At 55.9% G+C, this 13,928-nt stretch carries 8 protein-coding genes; 3 read left to right on the top strand and 5 right to left on the bottom strand.

Annotation, left to right across the window (positions count from 1 at the left end):
- Positions 1-74 precede the first annotated feature (74 nt).
- Entirely contained in the window at positions 75-344 is a 270-nt protein-coding gene (locus ACR3FC_RS10225) for a CBU_0592 family membrane protein (RefSeq protein ID WP_480474683.1), read from the bottom strand.
- Positions 341-904, bottom strand: a complete 564-nt coding sequence (locus ACR3FC_RS10220; protein ID WP_480474682.1) for a helix-turn-helix domain-containing protein — start codon at positions 902-904, stop codon at positions 341-343. Before ACR3FC_RS10220 ends, ACR3FC_RS10225 begins: the two co-directional genes overlap by 4 nt.
- 108 nt (positions 905-1,012) lie before the next feature.
- On the opposite strand from ACR3FC_RS10220, the gene ilvD reads away from it, so the two are divergent.
- On the top strand, positions 1,013-2,845 hold the full coding sequence (gene ilvD, locus ACR3FC_RS10215; RefSeq protein ID WP_480474681.1) for a dihydroxy-acid dehydratase: 1,833 nt from the start codon (positions 1,013-1,015) through the stop codon (positions 2,843-2,845).
- A 128-nt stretch (positions 2,846-2,973) separates the two neighbouring features.
- Here ilvD and ACR3FC_RS10210 read toward each other — a convergent pair whose 3' ends face one another.
- Complete coding sequence (locus ACR3FC_RS10210; protein WP_209599235.1) at positions 2,974-3,792, bottom strand: sulfotransferase family protein; 819 nt, start codon at positions 3,790-3,792, stop codon at positions 2,974-2,976.
- 143 nt (positions 3,793-3,935) lie between these two features.
- Here ACR3FC_RS10210 and ACR3FC_RS10205 point away from each other — a divergent pair, with 143 nt between their 5' ends.
- A complete protein-coding gene (locus ACR3FC_RS10205) occupies positions 3,936-5,513 on the top strand; it encodes a DUF5928 domain-containing protein (protein ID WP_480474680.1) in 1,578 nt (525 codons plus the stop codon).
- Between the two features lie 318 nt (positions 5,514-5,831).
- Positions 5,832-9,431, top strand: a complete 3,600-nt coding sequence (locus tag ACR3FC_RS10200; protein WP_480474679.1) for a flavoprotein — start codon at positions 5,832-5,834, stop codon at positions 9,429-9,431.
- Here the strand turns inward: ACR3FC_RS10200 and ACR3FC_RS10195 are convergent.
- Together ACR3FC_RS10195 and ACR3FC_RS10190 are read right to left on the bottom strand one after the other, a co-directional pair.
- Complete coding sequence (locus ACR3FC_RS10195) at positions 9,428-10,591, bottom strand: hypothetical protein (protein WP_480474678.1); 1,164 nt, start codon at positions 10,589-10,591, stop codon at positions 9,428-9,430. The two genes, ACR3FC_RS10200 and ACR3FC_RS10195, sit on opposite strands and share 4 nt — an antisense overlap.
- A gap of 20 nt (positions 10,592-10,611) precedes the next feature.
- Positions 10,612-13,887, bottom strand: a complete 3,276-nt coding sequence (locus ACR3FC_RS10190; RefSeq protein ID WP_480474677.1) for an ATP-binding protein — start codon at positions 13,885-13,887, stop codon at positions 10,612-10,614.
- Positions 13,888-13,928 lie beyond the last annotated feature (41 nt).

Below are 13,928 nucleotides of genomic sequence, written 5' to 3'. Positions count from 1 at the left end.
GCTTGGGGTTTCCCTATACCCCGTGGCATGGGCGTTCAAGGCTGGATAGCGCTAGCGCTTGTTGACCTCAGGAATTATCGCGCCTTGCGCAGGCGGAAATGCTGGATGATGCCGATGACACTGATCAAAATCCAGAACCCTTCGATCAACATCGAGGCCAGATTGAAATTCTCAAGCAGCGAAAAGACGATCAGGACAGACCCCAGCAGGTTGATCATCGGAAAGGCCAGATCATCGGAATTCATCATCCGCATCTGCGTTGCGAAATACGCGGCCACCACGATCAGCGCCCCGAATGAGCCGAAGGCATCCACGATGGTAAGAGTGTCAAAAATGGCAGTCATGAAGGTGCCTTACCGATTTCAGGAGTTTCTGTGTGTTGGGAATAGTGATGCATATTCAGAAACGCAGCCCCTTGCGAACCAGCACGATACCCGTGCGGCAGGTCCGCAGCAAAGCGCAACCCCTGCCCGGCCTGCAACGGCACCCATTCCTCGCCACGCAGGATTTCCAAAGTGCCGCTGAGGACAAATACTTCCTCGGTCACCCCGGCGGCATGAGCCGGGGATTCGTGGCTTTGGTTCGCGGCAAGGTTCACATGAAAGGTCTCGGCACCCAGCGCGGGATCGAAGGGAAAGACAATCTTGACCTCGATACTGCCGGGAAAGGTTACAGTCTGAAAGACCGATGGATCGCCCAGAGTCGTGTCGATCAACCCGCTGAGCGGTATCTGAAAGCCCTTGGCGATTTTCCAAAGCGTCGCGATCGTTGGGCTTGATTCGCCGCGTTCAATCTGGCCCAGCATGGCTTTGCTGACACCGGTCATCTCGGCGACTCTGGACAGGCTCAACCCCGAGGCTGCCCGCACATCCCGTAATTTCAGCGTAATGTCGTCCATAGCCATACCCGCGCTCTGCGATTTACCTTGTACGTTATAACGCACATGTGCTACGTGCGCTATAACGTACGAACCCCGAATTATGCAACCCGAGGCAACAGGGAAAACAGCATCATGCCATTGTACCGATCCAGAACCTCTACCCATGGCCGCAATATGGCTGGCGCACGCGGCCTTTGGCGGGCCACAGGTATGGGTGATGACGATTTCGGCAAACCTATCATCGCCATCGTCAACTCGTTCACCCAGTTTGTGCCGGGTCACGTGCATCTGAAGGACCTGGGCCAGATGGTCGCGCGCGAGGTCGAAGCCGCAGGTGGTGTGGCGAAAGAGTTCAACACGATCGCTGTGGATGACGGCATCGCCATGGGCCATGACGGGATGCTGTATTCGCTGCCCTCACGCGAAGTGATAGCCGATTCGGTCGAATATATGGTCAACGCCCATTGTGCGGACGCGATGGTCTGCATTTCGAACTGCGACAAGATTACCCCGGGTATGCTGATGGCCGCCATGCGTCTGAACATCCCCGCCATTTTCGTCTCGGGCGGTCCGATGGAGGCCGGCAAGATCGATATTGCCGATCTGGAAGCCAAGAAGATTGACCTTGTGGACGCGATGGTCGCCGCCGCAGATGACAAGTTCACTGACGAACAGGTTCAGCACATCGAAGAAAACGCTTGCCCCACTTGTGGCTCATGCTCGGGCATGTTCACCGCGAACTCGATGAATTGTCTGGCCGAAGCGCTGGGCCTAGCCCTGCCGGGCAATGGGTCGACTCTGGCGACACACGCAGACCGCAAAGAGCTGTTCCTTGAGGCTGGCCGCCGCATCGTCGAGATCACCAAGCGCCATTACGATCTGGACGAAAAAGGCTTTCTGCCCCGTGAGATTGCCACCTTTGAAGCGTTCGAAAACGCCATGAGCCTTGATATCGCCATGGGTGGATCGACCAACACGGTGCTGCACCTGCTGGCCATCGCGCATGAGGGTGAAGTTGACTTCACCATGGCCGATATGGACCGCCTCAGCCGTCGTGTTCCCTGCCTCTGCAAAGTCGCGCCCAATATCGAGAATGTGCATATGGAAGACGTCCACCGTGCCGGTGGTATCTTCTCGATTCTGGGTGAGCTCAGCCGCGCGGGCCTGCTGCACAACGAATGCAGCACAGTGCATTCGGCCACGATGGGCGAGGCGATTGCCAACTGGGACATCACCATCGCCAACAACCCCAAGGCACAGGAACTGTTCAAGGCCGCCCCCGGCGGTGTGCGTACCACACAGGCATTCAGCCAGTCGAACCGGTTCAAGGAACTGGACACCGATCGCCAAGGCGGCGTGATCCGGTCCAAGGAACACGCATTCAGTCAGGATGGCGGTCTGGCGGTTCTGTTCGGCAACATTGCCCGCGACGGCTGTATCGTGAAAACCGCTGGTGTGGATGCCAATATCCTGCAATTCACCGGCTCGGCCTACGTATGCGAAAGCCAGGATCAGGCTGTTAGCGACATTCTCACCGGCAAGGTGAAAGAGGGCGACGTGGTGGTGATCCGCTATGAAGGCCCGCGTGGCGGTCCGGGGATGCAGGAAATGCTGTACCCAACGTCTTACCTGAAGTCGAAGGGTCTTGGCAAAGCCTGCGCCCTGCTGACCGACGGGCGGTTTTCGGGCGGCACTTCCGGTCTGTCGATCGGCCATGTCTCGCCCGAGGCGGCCGAAGGCGGAGAGATTGGTCTGGTACAGAATGGCGACACGATTGAAATCGACATCCCCAACCGCTCGATCAATCTGGCCGTCTCAGATGAAGAGCTTGCGGCCCGGCGCGAAGCACAGGACGCAAAGGGCTGGGTGCCTGCTGCGCCGCGTAAACGCAAGGTGTCTACTGCGCTGAAGGCCTATGCGAAACTGACCACCAGCGCGGCAAAAGGAGCCGTGCGTCAGGTCTAAACTGATAGATTACCGGTCTGCTGACGCGGCAGACCGGTAAGTCGATCATGCACAGGCGCACCCGGGCGCAACCAGATTAAATGTTTCGCAAGAAACGTTGACGATGGACGGGTCATCCTGCCTAAGGATCAATCGCCCAGTTTGGCGTGAATTTCATCCAGATCGATTTCGCCAATCGGCATCTTGTTGGCCGGGTTTTCGAAATCGTATTTGAACAGCTCAAAATCCTGCTTGTAGATCTCATAGACCAGATGCATCGACAGGTCGTCGAAATAGTCTTCAACCGGATGCGCGCGCTTGGGTCCGTGGCCTTCGGATTCGTTGAACCGGGGTATTTCGGACAGCGAAACAGAATGCTTCAGCTTGGTATTGTCCAAGACACCCTGCATCCCGTCGTTGAACGCTTCGGTCCAGAAGATCCGATCATAACGACCACCGTTCACGATGAAGGTCGACACGTGACCAGACATGGCTGACCAGTGAATGTCCGGGTCCATCGGACGCCGCCAGCGGATGGTATCACGCGCAAACAGCAGGAACCGGCGAAAGCTGGCGATCTGGTCAAACTCTCCCTTTCCATCGTCTCCGCCGACCTCGATCCCGTAATTGTAGATCAGCGTCGGCACCAGATTGCCACGATACCGTTTGCCGTTGCGCTGGATCCCGCAGATCTTGTCGAAAAACGAGCTCAGAATACGCGTGTATGGGTTGCGCACACAGGTAAAGGAATACGAGGCATGATCGCGCACATTTTTGGAAATCAGATCCTGGCTCTGATCAAAGGCCCATTTGTGCATGCCATCCTTGGCGTCATGGATGTCACCGTCAAAGAACTGGCCGTGATCCGAATAATACATGATCTGCCCAATGGTCGAGCAGGCGCATTTGGGCACGACGCGGTACACCATGCTTTCGCTCTCGGTCATCCAGGTACCGGGAAAACCCATCTGCTGTGCCTCCTACGCTGGTCTGGTCTCAAACCGATATGCCAGCTTTTGATAACAAGGAACCAAAATTATTCTGTTTATTCAATCGCTCATCCTCAGTATCACGGTTGAAACCGGGCAGAAACGGAAATTACCTAACCTCGATGGCGAAGATTGCCTATATATTGCTATGCCATAAAGACCCTGATGCAATCATTGCACAGGCCGAACAGCTGACCGCTGCGGGCGATTGCATGGCCATCCACTTTGACGCCCGTGCCAGCGCCGAAGGCTACGGGCGCATTCGTTCCGCGCTGGATCAAAATCCGAACGTGACCTTTGCTAAAAGGCGCATCAAATGCGGCTGGGGAGAATGGTCGCTGGTGCAGGCCACGCTGAACGCCTTGCAGGCCGCCGTCGAAACCTTCCCCCGCGCCACGCATTTTTACATGCTGTCCGGTGATTGCATGGCGATCAAAACGGCAGAATACACCCATCGGTTTCTGGATGATCACGACAAGGATTTCATCGAAAGCCACGACTTTTTCGAAAGCGACTGGATCAAGACCGGCATGAAAGAAGACCGGCTGATCTATCGCCATTATTTCAATGAACGCACCCAGCCAAAACTGTTCTACACCGCCTATGAAACGCAGAGGCGTTTTGGGCTGACGCGGCAGATTCCCGAAGACCTTCAGGTTATGATCGGCAGCCAATGGTGGTGTCTTCGCCGCCGAACGGTCGAGATGATTCTGGACTTCCTGCGACAGCGCAGGGACGTGATCCGGTTTTTTGCAACCACCTGGATACCCGATGAAACCTTCTTTCAAACGCTGGTACGCCACCTGATCCCGAAGGGTGAAATCGAAAACCGTACACCGACATTTCTGATGTTTTCGGATTATGGAATGCCCGTCACGTTCTACAACGATCACTATGACATGCTTCTGGGTCAGAACTATTTGTTTGCCCGCAAGATCAGCCCAGAGGCGCATGAGCTGAAAGAGCGTCTCGGCTCACTTTATGCGAGTGAGGGCATCGACTTTCCCATCTCGAACGAGGGGCGTAGCCTTTATGCGTTTCTGGCTGGCCGGGGGCGCATCGGGCGCCGGTTCAGGCAACGCTTCTGGGAGGCTGGAAGTGTTCTGGGCCCCGACCGAGAGCTGTTTGTGATCGTGTGCAAAAAGTGGCATGTCGCCAAAAGGCTGGTCGATCAGATCGCGTCTGAAACAGATATCCCCTGCGTCGAATACCTGTTTAACGAAGGGGATACCCAACTGCCTGATCTGGGCGGTATTGAAACGACGCTGACCAAGCGCTCGCGCCATCGGCGGGCCGTTGTACGAATGCTTTTCGAAAGTTTCGGATCAGACCAGTTGGTTCTGTGCCTCGACCCGGCCAATCTGGACGTTGTTCAGGATTTCAGCGGTGATCAGGCCAAAACCCATGTGCTTGAGATCGAATGCGAATACTCGGACGAATACCTGATTGGCCACGCGCGGCGCGTCGGATTGGCGGGTGACAACAGCCCGGTTGAGACTGTTTCCCATCTGCTGCCGACACTTCGCAACGACCTGAGTTACGAGTCCCAACAAATCCGCGCCGCCGGTTTGGACAATTACCTGCGACTGCGGGAAACCGCCCAGCGCGCCGAAAACATAGCTGTCATATCCGAATTTCTTGGGGTGGACAAAGAAAAGGCCGACGCGGTGATGCGGCTGGACTACCTGTTCGCCGACTAAACGGAAAGTCAGCCTGACATCCGACAGCTTTTCGGCCCCCTTTGCTGCATTGGGTGCACCGCATATTTGCCTGTCGGAAAGGACAGCCTAAAACCCAACATCACTGCCATCGTGATTTTTATTCAAAAATCGGATACTGTGCAGCCAATTGGGCCAATTTGCTTATACTTTTTCTCTTTGGCAGGCCGGCCCTGGCCAGTGAAAGGCAAAAACAGACGCGTCCTTAATTCTGAATGACGGGTATCTGCGCATCGAAAACCCGAAAGCCCCTGCTGGCCGCAATTAGACATTTGAAACGCAACTCCGGGGGGAACAGTTGTGCTTATAGATCAAATTGAAACATCCAGATCATATATCCCAAATGACGCAGACTGGAACCTGATATACAAGGTTCTGCCGGGCGAGGCCAAGATTGCCGACCCGTCAGTCATTAACCGTCATTTCGAATGTGTCGAGGTGACCGACAATACGGTTCTGCCAGCAAGCGGCATGTATGTTGTTCTGCGCGGTGTGGTTCAGCTGCGGCAGAATGGTAATCCTTTGGCCAGCGCGGATGTCGGTGACTATTTCTATGAAGAGCACCTTCAGATATCAGACATTCCCGTCAGCCTCGAAGCGCTCGCGCTGGACGGATCGCGGGTCGCTTTTCTGTCCAGCGACAACTGGCGGCAATTACCAGAGGAGATCCGGCAGCCCTGCTTCGCCACGATGTTCGGTGATCTGGTCAGTGTTCAATTGCAGAACTTCCAGCAGCCGATCAATTGCTGCAGCGTGACGGCTGCCGCCCTCAGCATGTCCGCGTTAGGCTTCAGTTGCGAAGTGAACGACATTTTCCGTGAATGCGCGCTGCCTTCGTCTTTCGTCGTAAATGACGGTATCTCACTGGGTGAGCTGTTTGACGTCGCCTGCACTTACATTCATTCGCAGGGCCTGCGGGACAGTGTTCAGGTTCAGGCCTATTTCATGGACGAGGACACGACAAACGTGCAGCTGTTGCTGGATGCGATTGACGAATCCAACCGGCTGGGTGGTGACAATGATATTCTGGTGGCGAATTTTCAGGTCGGCGTCGCCCATGGCAAAGCGAATATGCCGGGCGGGCATTTTGCCGTCATCGCCAAGTGCAACCCAAGCACTGGGCTGGTGCACATGATGGATGTACATCCTGAAAAATACGGCAAGCTTTGGGTTACAACCGCAGACCGGCTTTGGAAGGCGATGTCGGACCGGGACGGAACCTCGATGCGGTCGCGTGGCATTTTGCGCTTCTCGGCGCGTGCCGCGGTCAAGACGCATCTGAAGACATTCAAGCAACGATGCAACTATGTCGACAGCACGCTCTATCTGGCAAAAGACCCCAAGAAACGGCGCAACCTGTTCCGCCGCGCCACTCCGAACATGAACTCCTTAGGTGTGTTGGTGGAAAGCCTGGCCATTCACGGCGATGACAAGGTGGACGAAGACGAGCTGCTGCGGGCCACCGAAGCCTCTTTCACGGATGTTGTCTCACGGGTGGCCACGGCCGCGGACATGCACAACATGGCCCAGAAATATCTGAACGCGGCTGAAAACATACACCTGAGCAGTTCACTTCGCAGTTTCGGAACGCGCGAGGACACATCGATCCTTACCCCCGAAGACTGGTTCAAGATGCAACTACAGGGCCTGGACGCCAACACGGACCGTCACCTGATGATCAATATCGACTTTAATCGGGTAACCGGGATCGAAGCCATCCGCCCGCCGGTAAACGTTTACCGGGAAACCGCGTTGCTCGAAGAATTCTGGTGCCTGTGTATCGCATATGATGAAGCAGCCGACCTTGTGACGATCGTCGACATGAGCCCCGCAACGTCACAGGTCTGGCAAGCCCCTCGTGGCAACATCTTCCGCGGCCTGCGCGATCTGGAGGACCCGGCTTTGCTGGTGATCGAAACAGTTGAGCCGCCCGAAGATCCCGGCGATGTCGCCAGCATTATCCGGAACAACCCCATGGTTCTGTTTTATGAAGATGAAGACCCGTGGTCCTACATGCTCAGAAGTGTTCTTTCGAACATCGGTGCGACCAGCGTAAAGCAGGTGGATGTGGGCGGTCGCGACCCCAACGCGATAAAGATGCGACGTCAGCTGATATCTTTAGGTGAAAAACCCAAAGTTCCCTACCTGTTTTTCCAAGGCCAGTGCATCAGCAAAGGCGAAAAGCTGGAAGACATTGTGGACATGATCAAGGCAGGTCACCTTCAGGACCGCATGATCGAAGCAGGTCTTCCCGTTTCTAAGCTTGAAGAGACACCCAGCCTGAATAAGAACATGTTCGGCTATCCCAAAGGTGTGATGAACGAGGTAAGCAGCGGCAAACGCAACGTGCTGCTTTGTGCCTGCGGGTCATCGGCGGCAGACAAGATACCAGAACTTGTTGAGCGCATCGTCGACGCCGGACACAATGTCAAACTGATCCCTTCCACTTCGGCTGAAAAGTTCTTTCGGGACTTCGGCGCTGAACGGATCGACGCCAAGATCACCCATAACGACTATTACCGCGACGATGATGAATGGAATTTCCGTTACATGGAATTCGACATGCCGGTGCGTGCGTCGCATCTGGCGCTGTGTGACTGGGCCGATTGCGTGATCGTCGCACCCATCACCTGCAACACCATGGGAAAGGTGGCAAACGGGATCGCCGATAACCTTCTGACCTCTGTCTTTGTGGCGTGGCAGTACCAGAAGAAGCCCGTGATCCTGTGCCCGGCCTGTAACACGAATATGTGGAACAACATCACCACCCAGAACAATGTCGCAAGGCTGAAGACACTGGGCATCGATTTCATAGGCCCTCGGGAGGGCCGCCTGTCCAACGGCCGGATGGGGATTGGTATGATGGCCACGCCCGACCAGATCATGGAAGCACTGGGCGAGGCATTCGAAGAACTGGACGACCAGAAATACCGCGTGTGCAAATGGGCCCGAGAGGCTGCCGCCGCTGATGATATCAATGAATGGAAACGTGTGTTCCGCGCCATCGATGAAGGTGTCGTGGGCATCAATATCGTGGACGAGGCCCACGGCGATTCATTGCTGCATTATGCGGCCGGTGGCGAAGGCGAATTGAACGAAGGCGGTCACGATCTGGGCAAGCCAGACTATGAAGCGGCACAGGATTTGATTGACCGCGATATCGACGTCAATATCGTCAACGACCACGGTTTCACGGCATTGCATGTGGCTGTGATGAACAAAGCCCCAAGGATGGTCGACATCCTGTTGCGCGCCAAAGGCATGGATGCAACCTCATGCATTGAATTTGTTCAGGGCATGGATATCCCGCCCGAAATCCGGACCATGCTGGATGCTTGGGCGCAGGATCACAACCTTAAGATAAAAGATGCGGAACAGGGCCGTGACGAAACCTTTGTTGCCATCCAGGAACCCACCTATCTGTATTTCACATACGGCTCCCTGAAACAGGGGTTCCCGAACCATGAGGCACACAACCGGGTTTTGAATGACTTTGTCGGGCCTGCCCGCACGCGGCAACCAATGCCCCTGATCGTTCCAAATGAACCGTTCTGCGACAATCCGAACTGTGGCTTCCTGCACCGAATGGCGACCCTTGTCGATCAGCAGGGCATGGGCAAACAAGTAAGCGGAGAGGTTTACCGGGTGACGGAATCGGGCCTGCACGAGCTGGATAAGCTGGAAGGTTATCATGGTCAGGGCTCGTCCAAGAACGTCTATATCCGCAAAAAGATCAACGTGATCTTGGATGGGGTGATGAAACCCGCCTACGCCTATGTGATCGCCGATCCTGAAAAGTACATGCAAAACTGGCGTGACGGAAAATCAGATGTTATCAGCGACTACACGCTGGATATGGCGCAGGGTGAACCCAAGCCCGGATTCGAGCCGGCTATCTAGTTTTCCGCTGTGCTGACTGGTGGCGGTTTCGGGCTTTCCTTGGAACTGAGATTATAGGCCGTGATCACCACCATACAAAGCAGGACGAACGGCCAGAACCCGGCCTTGGGAATAAGGTTGTCCCGATAGTGGATGATCCGCAACGACGTCTCAACGTCGGACGCAAACAGGTATGTATTGACCGAAACTGCCAGCAGCATGAAGTACATCAGGAAAAAGAACGACTCCATATAGATCACAGGAGAACCTGCGAACCCTTCACGCAGCTGCACATGGGCCAACAGGATCACGAAAAACAGAACCGAGCAGGTTCCGATTACACTGGACGTGCTGAAGTCATGCCGATCGGCCAGCCCCTCGCGGCGCGTGACGGTCATCAGCGCCCCAAACAGCAGCATTGTCACGACAAGCAGCGGGACCATGTGCACGATGAACGCGTTTGCGAAATTGCGTTTGATGACAAAGTTATAATGCAGCTCGGGCATGTTGGTTTGATAGGCGTTCTGAGCGATGCCCAACGTCGTATCCAGGCTTGACAACTTATAGTCGAAATAGGTGTTCTCACGTTCCCACGTACCCATCACGATCTGACTGTCGATGCCGAAAATATCATCCGGGCCGGTCGCGGAATAAGCCTCAAAGTCAGGAACCAGCGCAACATTGATGTCAAAAGATGCGGGCCAGAAGCGCACCCAGACCGTTTTGTGATCAAAGGGGTAGCGGGTGTAGTCAAAACTCTGCCGAAGGGTTTGTTCAAAATACCACCCGATCAGCAACCCATCTTGTTGCGGCAGCCGATAGGCCTCTTCGATCAGTCCGTTTGCTGTATCGACCGCTTCCGGCAGAAGGAAACCGATCTCACCCTCGGCCGGACGGATCTCATCATGAACACCTGTGATGTAGCGCTGCCAGACGTAACCGGTGACCTGCACGTCGCTGGCACCAAGAAAGCTGAATGATTTTAAGAAGATCCCCGTTTTAACGCGGTAATCCGGCACGGCATCCAGTTTTTCCAGATACGCGTCCACTGATGCCTGATCCGGAAGTTGAGTGGGATCACCCTCAAAATGATTCAGTTCGATCCAAAGTTTGAGCAAGAGACCCCCAAGCCCAAGGGTCAACAAGCCAGAAATCAGCCACACCTTTCTTTCAACGCTCATTCAGCCTCCTGCCGTGTCACCTAATCAGCCAGAAACCCCACTGAACCCAGAAGGGATTGCGTGATACCCATAGCGGCAAACTGCGTTGCCAGATCGGCATACCCCCCGTGTTGTATTGGCGGAGTGTTCTGCTGTCCGCTTTCAGCCAAAAGTCGTATTTGACAAATGGATAAATCGACCATTGGCAAAGGCTCGGTAGTCGTGAAGGCTGCAAGCCCATCCGCATATTCAATTGCTGCGTCCCAATCGCCGCGCGCCAGCATGACGGCGCAGGCGTCCGAGTAAAAGTGAAGGTGACTGTGACCCACACATCCCTCGGAAATGATCTCAGACCCCAGGTTCAACAAGCGCGTTTGCTCATCAGGGTTGGACTCGGCCATTGCCAGGGCCGACAAGGCCTTGGGCCCTACAAAGTTCCGCCCATGTTCAAGCGCGATTTCAACCGCGCGACGACCTGTTTCCCGACCGTGGTCCAACTTTCCGGCATAAACCTGCGTTCGCGCCAGATGTTCAAGGGCCTGCGCCTCTAGGCGTTTTGCACCGACGCGTTCCGCAATTTCAGCTGAAACACTGAACGCTTCCAGTGCCTGATCAAGGTTGCCCAAAAAGGTCTCGGCCACGCCAAGGCAGGTCTGTGCAACGCATTCCGGAACAAAGGCAAAATACGTTTGCGAGACTTCGATGGCCTCAATGGCGTCCGCCTTGCCCTGTGCTACGTCCCCGGTGTAACTGCGCGCGACGCTGAGATTGTGCAGATTGGCGGCCAGATCGCGGACCAGCCCTTTTTCGCGCGCTCGTTCAACAGCTTGCATATAAAAGCCTGTCGCTGTCTTCATGGTGGCTTTCATGAAGTTTGCATCACCAAATCCGCTTAGCGCCCCAACCTCGAGGCGGGCAGATCCAAGTTTGCGGGCAAGCGTCAGGGCGCGTTCATTGGCGCTTAGCGCTTCCTTGTCCCGACCCAGAGGGAAAAAGACATTACCGCGCACATAATTGATCTGCGCCACATCCCGCTCTGACCCGCAACGCTCGGCGGCGGTTTCAGCCATATCGAGTGCCTCCAGCGCGTCCTGATACAGGCTGGCTTGCCGCGCAGCCTGCGCGAGCCCGATATGCGCGCGGCTGATTTGCTCATCGGTTTCGGCAACGCGAGCAGCTTCCTGAAATTCTCGCAGTGCGTCGCCAGACAGACCCTGAAGCCTGTGCGTCTCAGCCCGAGCGCAAAGCAGATCGAACCGGACACCTGCGGGGGACGGCAGTTCCAGAGCGCGTTCGATCAATGGGCTGGCATCGCCAAATCTGAAGGCCTGGATCAGTTTCTCCGCCGCGTCCAGATACGCCTGTGCGGCGTTATTCGCCCCAGCCCGGTCCAGATGCTGCGCGCATAGGGTCGCATCGCGATCCTCGAACCACTTGGCGGCCTGTCTGTGCAGGCGCGCACGCTCGGATTTGACCAACGTTGCATAGGATCCATCCCGGATCAGCGCATGGGCAAACATGAGGTCAGGCCCTGCCTCTCGGACCAGCGCGGATCGGATCAGGCTGGTCGTATCCAGATGCCCTTCACCCAGAATGAAGTTCAGCACTTCTGCCGAGAACCGTTGCCCCAGTACCGATGCTGCCTGAATGGCGGCGCGGCTGGTTCGATCCAGTGTATCCAGTCGGGACTGAACGATCCCCTGAATACTGCCGGGCACGCTTTGTTGGGTAAGTACATCTGTATTGCGCAACAACTGTTCAAGAAACAGCGGATTGCCCCCGGCGCGTTTGACACAGGTTTCCAGCAACTCGGGGTCGATGGCCGTGAATTCTTCGACCAACAGTCTGGCCTGTTCCTCGCCCATCGGCGCCAGTTCCATCTTGGACACCGGCGCGCCATCGGTTGCCATTTGCCAGTCCCGGTCAATCGGGTCGCCTTCAGCCCGGCTGGTCATCATCAACACGCAAGGGATATTCCGCGTCGCCGCCGCAATATGAGAGCAGGTCACCAGGATCTCGGGCGAGGCCCAGTGGATGTCCTCGATCTGGATCAGCAGGGGGGCTTCCCGGCTGCTGGCCGACAGCAACTCTTCAATGACCTGCCGCCTTCCGCGCAAGCGGGTCTTGTTGTCCATCACCGCAAACACCTCGGCCAGACCGGAGTCCTGCTCCAGCTCAAGCAGCGCGTTGAGGTGCGCGGCGTTCGCGGGGCTCACCCAGCCCCTGGCGATTGCGTCCCTGGCCGCTGCGGCACCCGTTTTCGCGCCATCCGACGGGTCAAGACCCAGAATGCTGCGGGCGACCATCTGAATGGCTGAATGCCCTTCGCGCGCGCCGAAATCCATCACGACACCGTTGTGGATCGTGTAGGACTGTCCGGATGCCAGTTCAGCGACTTGCTCGGACAAATGGGTTTTCCCGATCCCGGGCTCACCCAGAATCACATGGACTTCGCCCTTGCCGTGACGTTTGCATCGGTCAAATGTGGCCGAGAACACCGACAACTCCCGCTCGCGCCCGATGAACTTATGACGCCGTGTGCGAATGTTCCGGGCCAATCGATCCAGACGCCAAATTTCAACGGGATCATTCAGCCCTTTGATGGCCTTCACACCAAGGGATTCGCCAACGAATAGCGGTCCCAACGCGCGCTGAATGTCATGTGAAACCAGAGTCTCGCCGCCTGCGGAAATATCCGTCAGACGGGACGCCAGATTTACCCCATCCCCTGTGACAGTGTATTCTGTATGCGACTGACTTCCGGTCGTACTGGCAATGACCTGACCTGACGCAATACCGATGTGGCAGGAAAGCGGTGGTGACAAAGTCGGTAGAACTGCATGTATCTCGGCGGCAGCACGCGCCGCCCTTTCGGTGTCATTGGTATGTGAAATCGGCGCTCCGAAAACGGCCATAACCGCATCGCCGATATGCTTGTCTATACGACCACCATACTTTTCGACGACATTGTCCACTTTGCTGAAGAATTGATTCAGCAGCGCATGCAGATCTTCTGCATCCAGCTCACTGGATAGTTTCGTGAATGCGGTAAGATCGGCAAACATCACTGTAACCTGTCGGCGCGCGGGCTCGAGCTGTGCAGCAGGTTCAGGCTCTGCTGATGTTTGGCTGGTATCAATCTGTTCGATGGCGCGCAGCAGCCGCCGCCGATCACCGACGGCCGTCACCCCAATTTCGATCAAATCCTCGGCCGTCAAATCAGGCAGGATGGAGAAATCGATTTTGTTGTCTGCGAAGGCCTGCGCGTACTCGTTTAATCCAATTGCGCTCAGCCAGCCTCTAAGGTCCTGAGACATGTTGCCCCTCTGAAGTCCCCCGCTTCATCCTGGAACCTAGC

The sequence above is a fragment of the Ruegeria sp. AF3 genome, assembly GCF_056536285.1.
This window is presented reverse-complemented; position numbering and strand designations above follow the sequence as displayed.

Bases quoted from the DNA above. Each gene is read 5' to 3' on its own strand.
- ilvD (WP_480474681.1), top strand. From the start codon at position 1,013: ATGCCATTGTACCGATCCAGAACCTCTACCCATGGCCGCAATATGGCT.
- ACR3FC_RS10195 (WP_480474678.1), bottom strand. From the start codon at position 10,591: ATGAGCGTTGAAAGAAAGGTGTGGCTGATTTCTGGCTTGTTGACCCTT.
- ACR3FC_RS10210 (WP_209599235.1), bottom strand. From the start codon at position 3,792: ATGGGTTTTCCCGGTACCTGGATGACCGAGAGCGAAAGCATGGTGTAC.
- ACR3FC_RS10190 (WP_480474677.1), bottom strand. From the start codon at position 13,887: ATGTCTCAGGACCTTAGAGGCTGGCTGAGCGCAATTGGATTAAACGAG.
- ACR3FC_RS10205 (WP_480474680.1), top strand. From the start codon at position 3,936: ATGGCGAAGATTGCCTATATATTGCTATGCCATAAAGACCCTGATGCA.
- ACR3FC_RS10225 (WP_480474683.1), bottom strand. From the start codon at position 344: ATGACTGCCATTTTTGACACTCTTACCATCGTGGATGCCTTCGGCTCA.
- ACR3FC_RS10220 (WP_480474682.1), bottom strand. From the start codon at position 904: ATGGCTATGGACGACATTACGCTGAAATTACGGGATGTGCGGGCAGCC.